The organism is Roseofilum sp. SBFL, from assembly GCF_017746885.1.
Classification (GTDB): Bacteria; Cyanobacteriota; Cyanobacteriia; order Cyanobacteriales; family Desertifilaceae; genus Roseofilum.
Genome location: NZ_JAGHZH010000003.1, coordinates 1 through 18443, shown reverse-complemented (window position 1 = coordinate 18443; position 18443 = coordinate 1). Strand labels below are relative to the sequence as shown.

Annotated in this window: 17 protein-coding genes; 8 read left to right on the top strand and 9 right to left on the bottom strand. The window is 45.7% G+C overall.

Features of this window, described 5'->3' with window-relative positions:
• Positions 1-482 precede the first annotated feature (482 nt).
• Positions 483-1475 (top strand): M48 family metallopeptidase, encoded by a 993-nt coding sequence (locus tag J7545_RS00180; protein WP_318701156.1) that lies wholly within the window; start codon positions 483-485, stop codon positions 1473-1475.
• A 76-nt stretch (positions 1476-1551) separates the two neighbouring features.
• Positions 1552-2205 carry a response regulator transcription factor gene (locus J7545_RS00175; protein ID WP_318701155.1) on the top strand — a complete coding sequence of 218 codons (654 nt, stop codon included), beginning with the start codon at positions 1552-1554 and terminating at the stop codon, positions 2203-2205.
• A 45-nt stretch (positions 2206-2250) separates the two neighbouring features.
• Here the strand turns inward: J7545_RS00175 and J7545_RS00170 are convergent, their stop codons facing one another.
• From J7545_RS00170 to murC, 4 genes are all read right to left on the bottom strand, one after another.
• Positions 2251-2733 carry a low molecular weight protein-tyrosine-phosphatase gene (locus J7545_RS00170; protein WP_318701154.1) on the bottom strand — a complete coding sequence of 161 codons (483 nt, stop codon included), beginning with the start codon at positions 2731-2733 and terminating at the stop codon, positions 2251-2253.
• A gap of 94 nt (positions 2734-2827) precedes the next feature.
• The gene (locus J7545_RS00165; RefSeq protein WP_318701158.1) at positions 2828-3178 is read right to left on the bottom strand and encodes a YbaB/EbfC family nucleoid-associated protein; all 351 of its coding nucleotides are present in this window, start codon (positions 3176-3178) and stop codon (positions 2828-2830) included.
• Positions 3179-3309: 131 nt separating this feature from the next.
• Complete coding sequence (murB, locus tag J7545_RS00160; protein WP_318701153.1) at positions 3310-4296, bottom strand: UDP-N-acetylmuramate dehydrogenase; 987 nt, start codon at positions 4294-4296, stop codon at positions 3310-3312.
• A gap of 55 nt (positions 4297-4351) precedes the next feature.
• Entirely contained in the window at positions 4352-5809 is a 1458-nt protein-coding gene (murC, locus tag J7545_RS00155; RefSeq protein ID WP_318701152.1) for a UDP-N-acetylmuramate--L-alanine ligase, read from the bottom strand.
• 671 nt (positions 5810-6480) lie between these two features.
• Here murC and J7545_RS00150 point away from each other — a divergent pair.
• Positions 6481-7497, top strand: a complete 1017-nt coding sequence (locus J7545_RS00150; RefSeq protein ID WP_318701151.1) for a type I glyceraldehyde-3-phosphate dehydrogenase — start codon at positions 6481-6483, stop codon at positions 7495-7497.
• Positions 7498-7630: 133 nt separating this feature from the next.
• On the opposite strand, the gene J7545_RS00145 is transcribed toward J7545_RS00150, so the two are convergent.
• From J7545_RS00145 to J7545_RS00135, 3 genes are read right to left on the bottom strand one after another with little or no spacing between them, the layout of a single operon-like run.
• Complete coding sequence (locus J7545_RS00145; RefSeq protein ID WP_318701150.1) at positions 7631-7876, bottom strand: 2Fe-2S iron-sulfur cluster-binding protein; 246 nt, start codon at positions 7874-7876, stop codon at positions 7631-7633.
• Positions 7877-7906: 30 nt separating this feature from the next.
• The gene (cobQ, locus tag J7545_RS00140; protein WP_318701149.1) at positions 7907-9379 is read right to left on the bottom strand and encodes a cobyric acid synthase CobQ; all 1473 of its coding nucleotides are present in this window, start codon (positions 9377-9379) and stop codon (positions 7907-7909) included.
• A gap of 40 nt (positions 9380-9419) precedes the next feature.
• Entirely contained in the window at positions 9420-9833 is a 414-nt protein-coding gene (locus J7545_RS00135) for an Npun_F0494 family protein (protein ID WP_318701148.1), read from the bottom strand.
• Positions 9834-10010: 177 nt separating this feature from the next.
• On the opposite strand from J7545_RS00135, the gene J7545_RS00130 reads away from it, so the two are divergent.
• On the top strand, positions 10011-10454 hold the full coding sequence (locus J7545_RS00130; RefSeq protein ID WP_318701147.1) for a peroxiredoxin: 444 nt from the start codon (positions 10011-10013) through the stop codon (positions 10452-10454).
• A gap of 138 nt (positions 10455-10592) precedes the next feature.
• Positions 10593-11603: a GTPase ObgE gene (obgE, locus tag J7545_RS00125; protein ID WP_318701146.1), complete on the top strand. Its 1011-nt coding sequence runs from the start codon at positions 10593-10595 to the stop codon at positions 11601-11603.
• Positions 11604-11706: 103 nt separating this feature from the next.
• Here the strand turns inward: obgE and J7545_RS00120 are convergent, their stop codons facing one another.
• Positions 11707-13449, bottom strand: coding sequence for a CHAT domain-containing protein (locus J7545_RS00120; RefSeq protein ID WP_318701144.1), 1743 nt, complete (start codon positions 13447-13449; stop codon positions 11707-11709).
• A 156-nt stretch (positions 13450-13605) separates the two neighbouring features.
• Positions 13606-15579 (bottom strand): PP2C family protein-serine/threonine phosphatase, encoded by a 1974-nt coding sequence (locus tag J7545_RS00115; RefSeq protein WP_318701142.1) that lies wholly within the window; start codon positions 15577-15579, stop codon positions 13606-13608.
• 311 nt (positions 15580-15890) lie between these two features.
• Between J7545_RS00115 and J7545_RS00110 the strand changes: the two genes are divergently transcribed.
• The 3 genes from J7545_RS00110 to J7545_RS00100 are packed head-to-tail and all read left to right on the top strand — an operon-like array spanning position 15891 to position 17211.
• Positions 15891-16769: an alpha/beta fold hydrolase gene (locus tag J7545_RS00110; RefSeq protein ID WP_318718980.1), complete on the top strand. Its 879-nt coding sequence runs from the start codon at positions 15891-15893 to the stop codon at positions 16767-16769.
• Positions 16770-16772: 3 nt separating this feature from the next.
• On the top strand, positions 16773-16985 hold the full coding sequence (locus tag J7545_RS00105) for a hypothetical protein (RefSeq protein ID WP_318718979.1): 213 nt from the start codon (positions 16773-16775) through the stop codon (positions 16983-16985).
• Between the two features lie 28 nt (positions 16986-17013).
• Positions 17014-17211: a transposase gene (locus J7545_RS00100; RefSeq protein ID WP_318718978.1), complete on the top strand. Its 198-nt coding sequence runs from the start codon at positions 17014-17016 to the stop codon at positions 17209-17211.
• The last annotated feature ends 1232 nt before the right edge of the window (positions 17212-18443 follow it).

The following is an 18443-nucleotide window of genomic DNA, read 5'->3' as shown; positions in this document are numbered from 1 at the left end:
TTTACTCCTTCCAATGTGGCTCTTCTTTAGCTGAAGAATTAATGGAGTGCAAACCTCATAAGCGGTGGTTTTTTCCCCAAGGGCTACAGGCTCTATCCCTTATACAGTCTAGTTTTTAGCCTCCTTGTCACCCCTTAAGGAAATAAACTTACCATTCACCAATGACGAAATGGACTTTGATAATTTCCAAGAATGGATTCAAAGAAGATTTGATATCCAATCCTGCCAGTCTTGGGCAAAAATCATTCTGTTCTATTCACACGATGAAAGAGGGGCTTTAGAAAAGTTCTTTGAATTATTTGAAGAGTTTAAACATCGAGAGGACTAATAGGGATCGCTTTTCACGATTTTCAAGGGAAGGTTTGCTATCAATTGCTACCTAAAATCCAGCCGCGACAGTAAACCAGCAATTGATGCTAGTCTAGGAGGTATCCGTCACAAGTCTCTAGCAAGCATACTGCTCTATCTCATTATCAACACCTATGCCTACCTATACCGAAGCCTTCCGTCATCCCCTAGACTGGGAAGCTGAACAAACCTTACGCAGTTTCCCCGGATTTGATTTACTCGCTCGTAAGTTTGTAGAATTTCTTTCCGAACGTCCACAGTATATTTACTCAATGGGTAACTATGTCCAAGTTGGGCCGCGCCAATATTCGACCATTTACCAACTGTTTCGGGAAGCGGTTCGCGATCTGGATGTTTCCCCTGAACCGGGTCTATTTGTCTCTCAAAATGCCCAAGTTAATAGTTATGCTTTAGGCCAGGATAATCCGTTTATTGTGATTAATACAGGTTTATTGGATTTGATGACTGAAGGGGAGATTAAAACTGTCCTTGCCCACGAACTCGGTCATATTAAGTGCGGCCATACCATTTTAATTCAGATGGCCATTTGGGTGATGAGTGTAGCCGAGGAAATCGGTAAAATGACCTTTGGCTTAAGCAATGTAGTCATTAGTATCGGTCTGCTCTATGCCTTTTATGAATGGCGACGCAAAGCTGAATTATCCTCAGATCGTGCGGCTCTATTAGTGACTGACGACTTACCCCTGGTCATGAATACCATGATGAAAATGGCAGGCGGCTCGAGTAAATATGGCCATGAAGTTAACCTGCAAGAATTTATCCGCCAATCTCAAAGCTATCAAGACCTCGATCGCGATAATCTCAATCAAGTTTATAAATTTCTTCTGTACAATGGGGGTCAGGGGACCTTCTTAAGTCATCCCTTCCCCGTTGACCGGCTCCACTATCTGCAAGCCTGGTATGATTCTCCAGAGTATGCCCAGATTCGTCAAGGGAATTATCACCAAAAAACTGCCGAAGGATCTGTCAATGTAGACTCGGAAGAACCCCAGTCTACCCAAACTGAAGCTGAAGAGCTACGTCATCAACTTGAAGAGTTACAACAAGAAATTGAGCGACTCAAAACCCAAAAACAGAGTAACTCTAGCAACCGTCAAGGCGGTTAGGATTTTGTTAAATGCCCAAGTCTAGCACCCATAATCGATTGCCGATTGCTGATTGCCGATTGCCTAACCGATTGCCATGTCACTGGTGATTCTGGTTGTTGAAGATGATTTGGGAACACGCCTCGCCATTCAAGACTATTTAGAACAGGGGGGCTATTCGGTGATCCTAGCGGCACATGGAAAAGAAGCCCTGCAACAGGTTGAACAATATCATCCCTATTTAATCGTCACAGATATTGCCATGCCCTTGATGGATGGCTATGAATTAGTGCGACAAATCCGTAAAAAACCTGAATTTCGTCTTTTGCCTGTAGTTTTCTTGACGGCTCGCACTGCCATGGAAGACCGCATTCGCGGCTATCAGTTAGGATGTGATGTTTATTTACCCAAACCCTTTGAACTCGAAGAGTTGGGGGCAGTGGTACGGAATTTAATCGAACGCTATTCGTTAATGATGCAAGCAATGTCTAAAGCCCCTAATCTAGAACTTCCTTCTCCTCCAGAACCAGCGTTCCAAAAGGTTACCTCTTCCGATCTGGCTCTGACAGAACGAGAATGGGATGTGTTGCATTTACTCACCAGTGGCTTATCGAATGTACAAATTGGCCAGAGTTTACATCTGAGTCCACGAACGATTGAAAAATATGTGAGTAGCTTATTGCGCAAAACCTTAACGAATAACCGAGCAGAATTGGTTCACTATGCCATGCAACACCGGTTGATTGAGTAGGGAGTGCCGAGGATGGGGAGACACTCCAGACAGGGAGATTACGGATTACCCATAATTTTTAATTATTGATTCAGATAACAATCCCTCACAAGCATCCATAAGCAAATCAATGACTTGATTAAACCCTTCTGGACCGCCATAATAGGGGTCTGGAACCTCGGAAATATTGGGGTGACGAGTGCAGAACTCACACATTAAACGCACTTTATCTTTGTAGCGATCGCCCTGGTCTAAGTACAGAATATTACGATAGTTATCCTTGTCCATTGCCAGGATCAAGTCAAATTCTTCAAAGTCTTTCTTCTTGAACTGACGCGCTCTTCCCTTAAGCTCAATGTCTTGTTCCGCTGCTGCGGCTGCCATTCTTCGGTCTGGAGAGCTGCCAATATGATAGGCACTTGTGCCAGCCGAATCACAAACGATTTGCGCTTCTAAACCTTGTTGGGCGATCAAATGATTCATGATATTCTCAGCAGAAGGCGATCGACAAATATTGCCTAGACAAACAAACAACAGCTTATAGGGCATTCTCTTTACAGCAGTTCTATCGAGTGACGACAAAAGGGGGTTATGGCGATCTGTTCCCTCAAAGATCCCAGAGCCATCAACCCCTAATGGAAAATTATCCCATGCCAGGCAGATTTAAACCTTCCGTCAAAGCTTCCATCCTTTCTTTCATGGTCGTTGTAGACTTATTGTAAGCATCTTTCATCGCTGCGGTAACCAAGTCGGAGACCACATCCGCCCCTTCTCCCAAAACTTCAGGGGCAATGGTTACGCTCTGGGGATTTTGGTTGCCATTCATGACAACTTTGACGAGTCCACCGCCCGCTTCACCCTCAACTTCGAGTTGCTCTAGCTCTTCTTGGAGTTGCTTTGCGCCCTCTTGAACCTGTTGAGCTTTCTTGAATGCTTCGGTCAGCTCTTTCATTTTTCCTAAACCGAAGCCAAATCCCTGTCCTTTTGACATAATTGATTACTCTAATGGTGGTTGTTCTGCTTTCCTACGCTATTCTACCCACAGTTGGCTCAGGCATAACCAAAACCGACCGAAAAAACTTGAGTTTGGCCGAGTTAGAACCTAAGACCCTGGGGGCTTTACCATTACTGGTTAAAATTTCCTACAATTTTCACTTCGGGTTTCAATCGGATCGACCATCGCCGATCTACTTGTTCCTGAACATAGTGAATCAACTGATAAATATCACTGGCTGTTGCCCGGCCACAGTTGAGGATAAAGTTGGCATGGAGTTCAGAAACCTGTGCATCTCCAATTTTATAGCCCTTCAACCCAGCTTGTTCAATCAGTCGAGCTGCTTTTTGGGGTTCAGGATTGCGGAATACACTACCACAACTGGGTAGGTGATAGGGTTGGGTGGCGTGACGTTGATGGAGATGGGTATTGGTGGTTGTGATGATGGCTTGGGGATCGTGGGTGGGCTTGAGTTGAAATCGAGCCTGAGTCACGGTGTAGTTTGATCCTTGTAGGATAGAGCTGCGGTAACTATATTCCAGGTCAGCTTTCATCAAGGTTTGCTGAACTCCATTACCAGCGATCACGTGAATATCCGTAAGGATATCGGCCATACAACTTTTGTGGGCTCCAGCATTCATGACTACCGCGCCACCAACTGTTCCTGGAATCCCGATCGCCCATTCGAGTCCAGACCACCCTCGACGAGCCACTTGCCTGGCTAGATAGGCTAAGGACACTCCCGCATCTACCCTGACTTGGGCGTTTTGGTCATCATACTCAATATTTCGCAGGTTGCGAGTCCCGATCGCCAGTCCAGGTAATCCATCATCACTGATTAATAGGTTTGATCCTGCCCCAATGGTAGTTACAGGTAGGGATTTGCTTTTCGCCCAAGCTAAACTCGTAAGTAATTCTGATTCTGATTGAGGAGCTACATACCATTGAGCTGGTCCCCCCACTCGAAATGAGGTTAACCCAGCTAGGGACACATGGCTTTGAATCATACTCGGTTGAGCAATCACAACCTCTGTCGGTTTAAGTTTCATGCCTTCAGGAGAAATCTGAGTGAGGCCACAAGCACTTTTGAGTTTAGGGGGATCGTAGGAAATTGTCATTGGTTTTCATCAATGGTGTATGGGCAGGTGGAGGAAGTGAAGAGAATGTGAAGGTTTAGGCTGGATGAGTGATGAGCTTGGGAATGATTTGGTTTAAGTTCCCTGCTCCAAGAAAAACAGCATAATCTCCAGGTTGTAAGTGGGCGACCAAATAGTTTTCAACGTCTTTGAGGGTGGGTTGATAGGAGACTCGATCGTGATATTCACCGATGACCTGGGCTACGGTTTCACCCTGGAAGCGGTCTGAATTGGCTTCTCCCGCACTATAGACATCTGTTACCACCACTTGATTGGCTTGTCCGAAGGATTGGGCAAATTCAGTCAGAAACATTTGGGTTCGACTGTAGCGGTGGGGTTGGAAGATAGCGATGACGCGTTGGTCTTTGGCTCTTAGACTCGCTGCGGCTAAAGTGGCTTGAATTTCACTTGGATGGTGAGCATAGTCATCAATGAGCATACTGCCCTTAAATTCTCCTCGGTATTCAAAGCGCCGTTTTGCTCCTTCAAAAGAGGACAGGGCCTCCTGAAGGGTGGAAAATGGGATTCCTAAATAGCGAGCTACGGCGATCGCCGCCAGTGCGTTGCTAAGATTGTGCTGGCCCAATAGGGGAATTTCAATCTCCCCTAACAACTGACCTCGCTCCCATACCCTCGCCTGGGTTCCTTGAGAGGTATAGATAATTTGATCGACGCTGTACGCTGCCCCTGACTCTAAATTTAAGCTATAGCTAATGGTTGGATGGATGCGATCGCGCACAATTGGACAATCGATGCATCCCACTAATGTTTTACACTGTTTCTTGAATCTTTCAAAGGTTTCAATGACCTGATCGAGACTTTGGTAATGATCTGGGTGATCCAATTCTATATTGGTAACGACTCCAATTTCTGCTGCAATTTTCACCAGAGAACCATCGGATTCATCCGCTTCTGCGACTAAAAATTCTCCTTGGCCAAATCGTGCATTGCCTTCCCAGGCCTTCACTTCTCCGCCAATGATAATGGTGGGATCTAACGCGGCTCGAAGTAAGAGATAACCGATTAAACTACTGGTGGTGGTTTTACCATGGGTTCCGGCAACGGCTACACTGCGATAGTCTTGGATGAGGGCGGCAAGAACATCAGAGCGATGAAAGATGGGACAGCCCAATTCTAGGGCTGCTTTATATTCTGCGTTATTGGTATTGATGGCAGTTGAGCAAATGACTTGGGGTAAGTGGCCGTTCCTGTTGTCGCTTGAATTTCTCTCTTTTAGAGCTGTGGAGATCGCTTTTCCTTGCTCTGAGGAGCGATCGGTCACGGAATGATAGATCTCCAAGTTTTTGCCTTCTTGAGAGCCAAAAATCTGAGTTCCTATTTCCTGTAACCTTTCGGTAATATGGGATAAGCGGATGTCTGAACCCGACACCGGTAGGTTCCGTTTAGCTAGTATATACGCTAAAGCTGACATTCCAATCCCCCCTATTCCTATAAAATGGAACGGTTTGCCGCCAAAGTCTATCGAACTTAGCATTTTTTTCCTCACACACCACACCAATAACACGCGATATCATATTTCAGCATTTGCTTTCATGGCAATACTATGCCACAAAATCTCCAATCAGTTCTTGAGAATGACCTTGGCTTTCCCATACCCGGTTGATTTCTCTACAAAAGATAGACTCATTTCGGTTTTCATGACTTTTGTGATATAATTATTTCTTTTTATCTTCTTTTTCTCTAGGGGTTCACCAAATTCCGGAAATTAAACCTCATCTTCTCAAGAACTCGGTGCCTTTTTATGGTATCTTCAGATCGAACAGGCTTCCTTATGCTCAGGAAGCTCACTCAATTCTGGAAGGTTTTCTAGAGTAGAGGATCAATACCAGAAGCTGGCTCAGGTTAGCAAGGCTCCATTGGACTTAAGTTTGGGATCGCTTAAGTAGATTTCCTTCATCAGTGGGTGGCGATCGCCAGCGATCTCCCCAAAGTTGAGTAGTGTTTTCTACTGAGTTTCGGGGGTCAATCCGGAAAAAAAATATCCATTACGATCCCAAATCAGGATCTCTTGATTAAGGAAAATGAGAGCAAATTCTGTAGAGCAATCAAACTTGATGGGCCTTGTTCCTGTCGGTTTAACGTCAAAATAAACATTCAGCAATTCGCTTAAAAATACTTGGTTGAAGAAATAGAGGGCAAGACGAAGTGATTAGAGTAGCAATTAACGGTTTTGGTCGGATTGGACGGAACTTCATGCGGTGCTGGGCAGGCAGAGAAAACAGCAACTTGGAAGTTGTGGGGATTAATGATACTTCCGATCCGAGAACAAACGCCCATTTGCTCAAATATGACTCCATGTTGGGCACGTTTGATGCAGATATATCGGCGGACGAAAATTCCCTAACGGTCAATGGAAAAACCGTCAAATGTGTTTCCGATCGCAACCCCCTAAACTTACCCTGGGCAGAATGGGGAGTGGATTTAATCATTGAATCCACAGGTGTATTTGTCACGGAAGAAGGAGCATCTAAGCATTTACAAGCAGGGGCGAAAAAAGTTCTGATTACGGCTCCCGGAAAAGGAGGAAATATCGGAACTTTTGTCGTGGGAGTTAACGATGCACAATATCGGCATGAAGACTATAAAGTCGTGAGTAATGCCAGTTGTACCACCAACTGTTTAGCTCCGTTTGCCAAGGTTCTCCACGAGAAATTTAGCATTATCAAGGGAACCATGACCACCACCCATAGTTATACCGGTGACCAACGCCTGCTAGATGCCTCTCACCGGGATGTGCGTCGCGCTAGAGCTGCTGCTCTGAATATTGTTCCCACCTCTACTGGAGCAGCTAAAGCGGTAGCTCTGGTCATTCCTGAATTAAAAGGAAAGCTCAATGGAATTGCTATGCGGGTTCCCACTCCCAATGTATCTGTTGTAGATTTAGTGGTTCAAGTGGAGAAAAAGACCTTTGTAGAAGAGGTGAATGAAGCCCTTCAAGAAGCGGCTGAAGGCCCCCTAAAAGGCATTCTCGAATATAGCGATCTACCTTTAGTCTCCTGTGATTATCGCGGTCATGATGCGTCTTCTATTGTAGATGCCAGCTTAACCATGGTTATGGATGGCGATATGGTGAAAGTAATTGCTTGGTATGACAACGAGTGGGGCTATTCTCAGCGAGTTGTAGATTTAGCTGAAGTGGTAGCGAAGAATTGGCAAGCCTAGAGCGCTAGAGAATCGGATTGTACTAGCTCAAAGGCAATAGATTAAGATTGATACAATCATGATTGGTCTATTGTAGTGGCGGGTTTGAAACCTGCCACTATAACCCGTCTCATTGTTCATCGAATCCACGATATTACCAGAGTGGATCGCTCTCAAGATTGACGGTGATTTTATCTCTTCCTGCGGGAACGCCACTAATACAAGCACAGAGATTAGGACCACCTAAAATCTCCACTTCGCAAGCATGACAAGACCCCATTAAACACCCTGTGGGAATGGTCACCCCAGCCCGTCGAGCCACTTCTAACAAGGGTTCTCCCACTTCAGCTTTAACGATAACCTCATCGGGCAAAAATCGAACGGCGATCGCCTGACCCATTATTTTCTCCTCAACTGTAAACCGGACAAATTATGAAAGAAGCGGCCGAATATTCAAATATTCGGCCACTCGATCGCTGAGAATATCTAACACGAATTCTCGCTGTTCCCGATAATTGGGAACCCCTGTAGGCAATGCTAACAAACCTCGCTGCTTGCGCAACCGATTCAACCACATCCTTCGCCAGGGGCCATTATCAAAAATGCCATGTAAATAGGTTCCCCAAATGCCTTGATTCCGATCAACCATCCCCAAGGGTTGATCGTCAAACAAATAATAGTAACCGTCATCAGAGAGTACACTCGTGCGTCCTTGATGAATTTCAAATCCAGTCATGGGTAATCCTTCTTCAGGATAGTGGGAAGTAACGGATCGCTGGCGGGCGACTTTTTTGCCTAAAAGCACGGTTTGAATAGGCAATAAATCCAAACCTGGATACCGACCTTCTTCCCCTTCAAAGCCTTCCGGATCGGCAATCATTTTACCTAGCATTTGGAAACCACCACAAATGCCCAATAGGGTTCCACCACTAGCGGCATAATCCTGTAACTTTTGGGCCATACCACTTTTGCGCAACGCCATCAAATCAGAGATTGTTGTTTTAGAACCCGGAATAATCACTGCATCTGGATATCCCAAGGACTCATGGAGACTCACATATTTGATCTGCACACTGGCTTCTAAATCGAGGGGATCAAAATCGGTAAAATTGGCAATATGGGGTAAGCGCAGCACGGCGATCGTTAGATCGGCTGACCCTTTGGATTTTCCCCCATCTCGTTCGAGTAAACTAAGGGAATCTTCTGCTGGAAAGGCCATATCTAACCAAGGAATCACTCCTAAAACTGGAATTCCTGTATAGTTTTCTAACCATTCAACTCCCGATTGCAAAAGGGAGCGCTGACCGCGAAATTTATTGATGACAATTCCCTTAATTAAAGTGCGCTCTTCGGGTTCGAGTAATTCCAGGGTTCCCACGACATGGGCAAAGGCACCACCGCGATCGATATCGACGACCAAAATTGTAGAGGCGTTTAAATGTTTGGCTACCCGCATGTTGGTTAAATCTCGATGTTTGAGATTAATTTCTGCTGGAGATCCAGCTCCTTCACAGACAACTAAATCAAACTCATAGGATAACTGTTCTAGGGATTCAGTAATGGCTTCCCATCCCCGATCGAAATAATCTTTATAGTAATTTTCGGCGCTCACTTGTCCCACAGCTTCTCCGAGCAAGATCACTTGGGATGTCATGTTACCTTGGGGCTTCAGTAAGATGGGATTCATGGCGACTTGAGGGGGAACCCCAGCCGCCCAAGCTTGTACGGCTTGGGCATAGCCAATTTCTCCCCCAGTGGGGGTAACATAGGCATTTAAGGCCATATTCTGTCCCTTAAAGGGGGCTAAGTGCCAACCTTGCCGCGTTAAAATCCGACACAGGGCTGTACATAACATGGATTTTCCTGCGTGGGAGGTTGTGCCCACTACCATAATTGCTTTCATAGAAGATTCAATGTATTGAATGGTTAAGGATTCGTGAGGGTTATCGGAGAAACCAGGGAATTAGTTGATGCAGACGGTTGTAGAGGCGATCGCCCATTGAGACCCTCGGAAGCGTTCCAGTTTGCGTCTCCCAGTATTCAATCAGTTGACGACCTAAAGGCGTGAGGCGAAAGCGATCGGTAATTCCTTGTCCGTCTACTTCTCGGCGTAAAATACCGACTTGAATGAGCCAGAGGAGGGCATCTTCAGCAGCGATTTCGGTGAGGGTAGCGCGGGTATAGTGGGCTGTCAATCCGGCTTGAGTGGCGATCTCCGCTAGGGGAATACTGCGAATTTTGAGGTCAGTAAACAATTGTAGTTGAAATGGAGAACAGCGTAGGGCGAGATCGGCTCGCATCCAGGTTGGGCTATCTTGTTGAGGAACTGGTGAGGGAGAAGAGTGAACCAATGACATAAGGATAACAAAGGGTCGAGCAGGAAGGACAAGTCAAAACTCACGATCGCTTATTCTAATCTAGCATGGAGATTTGGCAGATTAGGGAAGAGGCGATCGCCAGCTCCGTCTCAAAACTTGCAGCAAGGTATTGTAAAATTACAAAAGTCGTTCTTAAGTTAACCCAAAACAATCTCTATGTCTCTATCTGTCGGCACAACTGCCCCAGCATTTACCGCCAAAGATACGAATGGTAATTCGGTTTCCCTCTCTGATTTTTCTGGAAAAACCGTGGTTCTCTATTTCTATCCCAAGGATGATACTCCCGGATGTACCAAAGAAGCTCAAAGCTTTAAAGAAGCTTATGGAGAATATCAAGGCAAAGAAATTGTGGTCTTAGGGGTGAGCATGGATGATGAAGCCTCTCACCAGAAGTTTACCGAAAAGTATGGTTTAAACTTTCCCCTCTTGGCAGATACAGATGGCGCACTGACTAAAGCTTATGATGTTGAAGGGGGCAGTTATTCTAAGCGTGTGACCTATGTGATTGATGGTTCGAGAAAAATTATCAAAGTTTTTGAAGGTGCTAACCTCAAAACTGCCACCCATGCCCAAGATATTTTAGCTGAATTGGGTCTTTAATTCTCTTGATTTTCCCCTTGTTGTTGAGCTTTAGCACTAAAATATCCAGAGGGCTAAAGCTCAACAATAAGAGGTGAAACGAGGAAAATGCTCACACTCCTCTATGGTCTCAATAACCCTTAATTAATCTCCTCAAGTATGCAGTTTATCGATCAAGTTGAAGTACAAGTAAAAGCTGGAGATGGTGGAGATGGTTTAGTCGCCTTCCGTCGGGAGAAATATGTACCTGCGGGGGGGCCTTCTGGTGGAAATGGAGGCAAAGGGGGATCGATTATTGTCAGAGCAACCGAGCGGTTGCAAACTTTGTTAGATTTTCGCTACAAACATTTATTTCGAGCCGAAAATGGTAAGCGCGGTGGCCCCAATAATCGCACGGGAGCTAATGGAGAAGATTTGTTTTTAGAAGTTCCTTGTGGAACCGTAATTACAGATGCAAAAACGGGGAAATGGATTGGGGATTTAGTGGAAAATGAACAAACATTAGCGATCGCCCAAGGGGGAAAAGGAGGATTAGGGAATCAGCATTTCTTGAGTAATCGCAATCGTGCCCCTGATTATGCACTTCCGGGTTTAGAGGGTGAAGAGGGACGGTTTCGTTTTGAGTTGAAACTCTTAGCAGATGTGGGCATTATTGGTTTGCCGAATGCAGGAAAATCGACGTTTATTTCAGTTGTTTCAGCCGCGCAACCAAAAATTGCTAATTATCCGTTTACGACGTTAATTCCTAATTTGGGAGTTGTACGCAAACCGACGGGAGATGGAACCGTATTTGCTGATATTCCGGGGTTAATTGAAGGCGCAGCAGAAGGGATTGGTTTGGGTCATGATTTCCTGCGACATATTGAACGGACGCGGGTTTTATTGCACCTAATTGATAGTACAGAACCGGATATTTTTGCGGTCTATAATACGATTCAACAAGAGTTAGTGGCTTATGGGAAAGGATTGGAAAATCGCCCACAAGTAATTGGCTTGAATAAGATGGATGCGGTGGATCAAAGCGAAGATTGGGAGGCGATCGCCCATGCTCTCCAAGAATTTACTGACTCCCCCGTATTCCTTCTATCTGCTGCCACCCAAACTGGCACCCAAGAGATCTTACAAAGGATTTGGCAGATTCTCGAACAGCAAACCCATCCCCTGGAATAAATGAACATCAGTTTGGTTGAGGGCATTTTACGATTGATTTGACGAAAGAATGGGGATTGCCGCCAACGAGAGAAGAAGGGTTTCAGCTTATCCAAAACTGACGTTATTTAGAGTGTGAGTAGTTCATCATCAATTCCTCAATCACAAACTCCAACATTTGTCCTTGGGAACTACCAAACTTAATTTTTTCCCCTGATTTTAGGGGAATTTCTTGCTGGTGAATTTTTTGCCAATTCCCTGCTCGTAATACCAAGGTTCCAAAGCGGGAAAAATCCCGTAACCAATAGGTGGGTTGTCCCTGATTCGACTCTAACGGTTCCCGGCGAATAATTTCCGCGTGCCGCTGAGATACCCAGCGTTCGCTAATGACAATATCATTCTCTTCCCGTCTTCCCACTCGCATAAGTCCGCCATGAATCTGCCAAACCTGTGTTGTTTCTTCTACTGAACGTAAGGAGGCAATCGTGCGGGTTTGTTGATGCAAATTGACTGCTGTATCCGGTAATTCGGTAATTCCTTCCGGAGCAGGGACTAATAACTGTCCATCAAAATCTGGATGCATATATAACACCGGAAGTGTCCAGGAGGGTTGATTATACTTATAGAGTGTAATTAAGCGTTGCCGAGCTATAGCCGTAGCTTCATCGATCGAGAAACGCTTGGATAGGGCTTCAGCAAAGGCTTCAATGAAACTGAGCGCTTCTCGATCGGCGATCGCCTCTCGCATTCCTAAAACTGCTGGTATCCCATGATGTAGTAGTACTTCCGCGAAACTACTACGAGGCAGGGGACGATGGGAGTCTCCATCTTTAGGGTCATCTGCTTCCGTATCTCCCTTCGCACTCCAACAAGTATTCAAAACTGCCAACGTCACCTGTCCTCGAACCAACACATTGGCAAATTCCCGGCCACTCAGGGTGGTTTCTGGCTGTAAATAAAACAGTCCTCCATCCGGAGCCGGGACACCATGGCCCCCATAAAACACGATATTGTAGGTCTTCGTTTCCAAAGCCGCAATTAACTGTGCAGGAGTCGGTTGGATCAAGGTATCCACTTTACAGGGAACCGATGAAGTCAGTAAGCTGGGTAGGGTTTGATGGGGATCGGTACAATTTTCCAGAATTCGAGCTAAGGTCTCCGCTTCTGCTTCCAGTTGCAGATCGCTGGGTGTACCCTCAAGCCCTTCAGAACCGCAAGTACCCTGACCAACGGTTGCGCCAAAGACCAATAAAATATTTAGTTCCTGATCGGTTCGTTGGGGAGGCAGAGGATCGACATCACTGGTGGTACGACTAAATAACAGGGTAGGAGAAACGGAAATGGCCTGTTTTCCCGCTTGAGATTGCATAATTTCCCAAGGTAAAGGAATTAGATCGGGGTCCCGGATATCGAGGCGCACTCGTAAGGGTTTATTCTGTCCTAAGGCAATACCTTGACTTTGGGATAAACAACTTTGAATGGGGCCATCAAAGACCCATTGCCACAAACTAATCCCCAATTGTTGCATTAACCGACTACTATAAGACCCTTTTTCCTCTAAAGAAAAGGGTAAAGTCTCGAATTCTGTTGGATTAGACTCTACAGCCGGAATGGAGAGAGAATAGGAGGGTTGGGAGGGAATTTTAAATAAATCCTGCCATCCTTCCCACGTGAGGCTGAGAGTATAGGGCCAAATACGGTCATGATGAGTATATCCTCCGGGATAGGAAGCCCGAATTACCCAAATGGCAAAATGGGCGGATTGGTTTCTATCTGGAGAATGAGGTTTATCACTGCCATCAGGTGGCGAACAAGCAACCAACCGGGTAATGGCAATACTGAGACAAGGGCAGTCAATTGAAGACATTTAAGAGCCTTGATATTACGGGTTGAGTGTATTCCCTTTCTTCTAGTTTATCGAATTGCTTGGACAGATGGGGGGATTGGGGGATGGGGAGACGGGGAGATGGAGACACGGGGACGCACAGATACGGAGATTACTGATGACCCATTACCCATAATTTTACGGGTTGATGGGACTGGGAGAGGGGGACGGTTGGACGGGTATAGCAGGAGAGTTTTGAAGGGTCGGCGATCGCCTCCAAGATGGCTCAAACAGATATAATATCGCTCCCCCTAAAACCAATAAAATTGTGATTAAACTGGCAATCCCCACTAATAATCGAGAAATAGAAACCGTTTGGGGCTGGGAGTTTGGATTAGATTTCAAGTCCTTGTGGTCTTCTGGAGCGCCAACCGTTACCAGTTGAGTTTTCATCGAATTTTGGACTGATTCTTTGACGGGGCGATCTCCCTGAATAACCGGATGAAATAATTGAGTTAAGGGCTTCAAGGTCGCCTTTTGGGGTTTGACTTGATAATGGATCAGGCCGATGGTGACATTATCATGGCCATTGAGGGTATTGGCTAATTCGACTAATTCAGCCGTGGCGGTGGCCAAATCTAATTTACCTTCCAAAATGGGTAATAGTTTACTTTGCCAATGATGTTCGACGCGATCGCCATCACTGAGTCCATCAGAGCAAAGCAACACAATGCCATCCTCATCTAGAATTAATCGCCCCACAGTAGGATGAAGGAGACTAGACTCACTCATTCCCAAGGCTTGCACCAGGGCACCAGCGGCCCGATGTTGGAGAGCGCCACGATATAAGGTATAACCTAGGCGCACTTCACGAGAAGCTAAATCATCGTCTAAAGTTAACTGATGACATCCATGCTGGGTGATCCAATAGATCCGGGAATCTCCCACATGGGCAATATAGAGTTCATGGGCTGGCTCCACAGGAGGGGGAACAACTGCCATGACAAGAGTCGTTCCCATGCGCTGTCGTTCGTGACGATGCTCTTGGTCATTGCGATCGCTAATCACTGTATTCGCATCACGAATCAGCCGATCCAGAAGATCGACGATCCGATCGACCCGCTCTGGGGGACTCTTGGCAGCAGAAAGCTTGTCCCAATTCAAAGAGGCCAAAATACTTTCGATCGCCTGTTGAGAAGCCACTTCTCCCCCAGCATGACCACCAATACCATCACAGACAATCGCACAGAGAGGGTCAGACCCCTGAAATGACGAAATGCTTTGACCTGGGGAGGTTTGCAGGGGGTAACAAGCATCTTCATTATGGGAGCGACTGGGACCCTTATCACTGGCGGTACATAGGCTAAAGTGGGTAGTCTGGGACTGACGACAATAGTGTAAGGCCCGATCCAGTTCGGCGATCGCCCGATCCATGGCGAAAATTGCTCCTTCAGTCAACCCTTGAGCTAAATGTTGTAAAAAGCGATTAATTAAGGGGTTAGCCTGTTGAGCTAACGGTAACCACATTTGCCCTAATTGGGATAACTCAACTGAAGATGAGGGATCGGCCCGCAATTCTCGAATCCGTACCACTGGTCCTTCAACTCTCAAGAAGTGATGATCGAGCAGGGAATTTGCCACGCCCAACACTTTTAACGGTTGCCACAGATGGGCAATTTGCCATAACCAATGCAGTTGACGCATGGGAGAAGCGTTGGCCCATTGGTCTTTGAGTGTTGGCATCAGGGGGGGTTTCAAAGGGGCTTGGTCTAAAAGGGATGGATTAATCGGCGCTCCTTCGAGCAATAGCACGGGGGGTAAAGTGGATTTTAGGGTTAAGAGTTCGTAGGGTTGGGGGAGATGGAGTCGATAGGGAAATAGTTTGAGATAGGTTTGTAGGGATGTCGAGATTTCTGAGGGGATATGGGGGGGAACCCCCGGTTTCAGATCGAGGAAAATGTGATTACCTTTGTAGAGATAGCGATCGCCCATTCGTTGCCCCACTTCTAGAAAGTCCAAGGCGTGTCCTAAAGGTCGCAGATCGGGAGACGTTGCCCACAGATACCGCTTGACTAACCGAGTGCCGCAACTGTGGCAATCTTGACGATTTTCTGAGTTGACTGTCTGACAACTGGGATTGGGACAGTTAAGGAATGCGGTTTCGGTTGGCATAGGAAATCCTCGCGCCTGTAAATGGAAAGGCAGTGTATTACTCCACAACTGGGGTTCTGGCCCAATCCAGTTGTTCAGAGCATAGCAGATGGCTGCTCGGCTAGAGCGATAGATAGGAACACTACCTGATAAGCAAGCCGAAATAGATATAATTCTAGTTTAGTGAACGCACCCTTAGTGATTCATGTTTAGGGAAATAGCTGACAAGAACCGTGGGTTTGACTTATATTCTGCCCATACAATCTTGCACGCTTTTCCCAAATTATATGACTATTTCTGCGACTCAAAGGGCCAATGATCCGGCTGATCCTATGGAATATCTGATCTGGAACTGGCGCGGATTTCCCATCCGCTATCAGAAAATGGGTCAAATGGGACCAACGGTATTACTGATCCATGGATTTGGGGGATCGGTGGATCATTGGCGGAAAAATCTCCCAGTTCTCGGTCAAGGTTGTCGCTGTTATGCCCTAGATTTAATTGGCTTTGGGGGTTCGGCTAAACCGACTCCAGGGGTGGAGATTGAGTATAGATTTAAAACCTGGAGCGAGCAAATTATCCAGTTTTGTCAAGAGGTAATTGGTGAGCCAACGGTATTAGTGGGTAATTCGATCGGCTGTATTGCTGTGATGCAAGCAGCAGTTGATGCTCCAGATTGGGTAAACTCTGTCGTTTTACTCAATTGTTCTTTAAGGTTACTCCACGATCGCCGCCGAGAGAGTTTACCGTTTTATAAGCGCTATGGTGCGCCCTTGGTACAACGGTTTTTGGGGATTCGGGCGATCGGTCATTGGTTCTTTGCTCAAATTGCTAAACCCAAGGTTGTACGACAGATTTTACAAGAAGCTTATGGGCGATCGGAAGCGGTTACCCCTGAATTGGTCGATTTACTCATGGCTCCAGCCCTCGATCCGGGTGCAGCAGATGTCTTTATCGCCTTTACCCGCTATTCCCAAGGCCCCTTACCGGAAGATTTGTTAGAAAGTCTCCCTTCTCCAGCACTCATGCTGTGGGGAACTGAAGACCCCTGGGAACCTATTGAGCAGGGACGCAAATTAGCTGAATTTGCAGCCGTTAAACACTTTATTCCCCTGGAAGGAGTCGGTCATTGTCCCCAAGATGAAGCTCCAGAATTGGTCAATCCCCTCATCCTTGATTGGGTATTAGAGAAGGGTGACCCGTTAAACTAAAGAGTGAATAACTCAGAAAAATGTCAAAACATAGCAATAGCACAGGAATATACAGCGCAAAGCGCTGTAATGGTGTACCCTGAAGAAAAAGAGGCTATGGAGGAGCTAATGAAAGCATACAGCCTAGATTTACGAGAGAAAATAGTCAAAGCGCATCTAGTAGAAAAGTATTCAATTAGACAAGTATCCGCCAGATTGTCAGTGAGTAAAAATTGAGTTCACAAATTAGTAAAGCAAAAAAGAGGTGTTTATTAAGGAGTTTCTCCTGCCCCAGTTATGGCCAGGTGCAGTAGTCATTATGGATAATTTAGCGGTTCATAAACTCGCCTCCATTGTCAGTACAATTGAGTCCGTCGGGGCTAGCGTCCTCTATTTATCCCCCTATTCTCCAGATTTTAACCCCATTGAATGTGGGGGTCACAACTTAAGTCCTTTGTCTTAGGTTTTGCTCCTACTACCAGTGCTATGATTGATCTCCTCCTATCCGTGGCTATACAGTTGATCAATCCTGAACCGTTAAAAAACTGGTTTACTCATTGTTGTTACTGTCCATCATAACAGCGCTTTGCGCTGTAACTCCTTGCAGTCAACACCTGCTTTGCAGTGACGACCAAAAGAACCTGAGTTCGGGTTAAGCAGAAGGCGGTAAAGCCAACTCTAAATGAATTCGAGGCTTTCTTGGATTGATGACAATAGGCAATTAATCCACAAATAATGTTGACAAAGCAGTTCACTCGACTACGGGCAGCTACCAAAATAACTGTTGAGATAAGCACATAAAAGAACTAAGTATGAAGGAACCCATTCGATGAAATGTTGCGATCGCATAACCATGCCTCAACCTTAGAGGGTTTCTTACCCAAAAAATGACTGAATTTTTTTGCCATTTGAAATGCTCAAAGCAAAGCTCTGCCTTACATTCAAGCCTGTTGTTACTCCTTGAGGCATTGACACAACCATCGCGAGTAGAGTCTTCATTACAAGAGTTGTTGGCTGTTACTGGTTTGGTGGTGGTTTTAAACCGGAGATATAGCTGGTTACCTTGCTTGCTGATAGAGACACCCTTAGGGGTTGACTTCTGGCAAGCTTTGAGGTATTCTCTCACCAGTTCATAGTCAACCAACTGAGATGGGTCAATCTGGTTCGAGTGAAAATATTCGTTCACTAGATTCCATACCTGTTTTATGTGTGTTTTAAACATCTGCCTATTTTCTTTTCAAGGTTCTACAAGGCAGATTTGGCAAGAGCTGTAGTCATTCGGATAGCGTCAGCTCACTTTGGGGTCTACGGTTCGAGTCCTCCAGAGTGCGTTATTGTCAATCTTCTGTCCTGTATTGCCACCTTTTTCTAGCCGAATACATACCCCTGCCTAACAGCCGCGAAAAAGAAAATAACCTCAAGAGTAGAAATTGTCATACCCCGAACGCAGTGAGTATATTTTAGGGTTGACAATTGGAACGATGAGGTTATGGTTTGTAGTGGCTGTAGTAGTGGTATGTATGAGTGATAGATTTTTAATAAAATAAATTATTGTTCTCAAGGGGTGACAAGGAGGCTCAATGGTAGAGAGAGTGGTGGGTTGAGGAGGCGATCGGTAAAAGAGTAAAGTGGTCGTGTAGAGACCACAAAAATATAAAAATGCTTCCTCAATTGTACCAGAAAATCCTCGAACCT

Coding starts and splice junctions, on each gene's coding strand:
- J7545_RS00170 (WP_318701154.1), bottom strand. CDS start 2,733: ATGCCCTATAAGCTGTTGTTTGTTTGTCTAGGCAATATTTGTCGATCG.
- obgE (WP_318701146.1), top strand. CDS start 10,593: ATGCAGTTTATCGATCAAGTTGAAGTACAAGTAAAAGCTGGAGATGGT.
- J7545_RS00180 (WP_318701156.1), top strand. CDS start 483: ATGCCTACCTATACCGAAGCCTTCCGTCATCCCCTAGACTGGGAAGCT.
- murC (WP_318701152.1), bottom strand. CDS start 5,809: ATGCTAAGTTCGATAGACTTTGGCGGCAAACCGTTCCATTTTATAGGA.
- J7545_RS00145 (WP_318701150.1), bottom strand. CDS start 7,876: ATGGGTCAGGCGATCGCCGTTCGATTTTTGCCCGATGAGGTTATCGTT.
- J7545_RS00175 (WP_318701155.1), top strand. CDS start 1,552: ATGTCACTGGTGATTCTGGTTGTTGAAGATGATTTGGGAACACGCCTC.
- J7545_RS00135 (WP_318701148.1), bottom strand. CDS start 9,833: ATGTCATTGGTTCACTCTTCTCCCTCACCAGTTCCTCAACAAGATAGC.
- murB (WP_318701153.1), bottom strand. CDS start 4,296: ATGACAATTTCCTACGATCCCCCTAAACTCAAAAGTGCTTGTGGCCTC.
- J7545_RS00120 (WP_318701144.1), bottom strand. CDS start 13,449: ATGTCTTCAATTGACTGCCCTTGTCTCAGTATTGCCATTACCCGGTTG.
- cobQ (WP_318701149.1), bottom strand. CDS start 9,379: ATGAAAGCAATTATGGTAGTGGGCACAACCTCCCACGCAGGAAAATCC.
- J7545_RS00110 (WP_318718980.1), top strand. CDS start 15,891: ATGGAATATCTGATCTGGAACTGGCGCGGATTTCCCATCCGCTATCAG.
- J7545_RS00115 (WP_318701142.1), bottom strand. CDS start 15,579: ATGCCAACCGAAACCGCATTCCTTAACTGTCCCAATCCCAGTTGTCAG.
- J7545_RS00130 (WP_318701147.1), top strand. CDS start 10,011: ATGTCTCTATCTGTCGGCACAACTGCCCCAGCATTTACCGCCAAAGAT.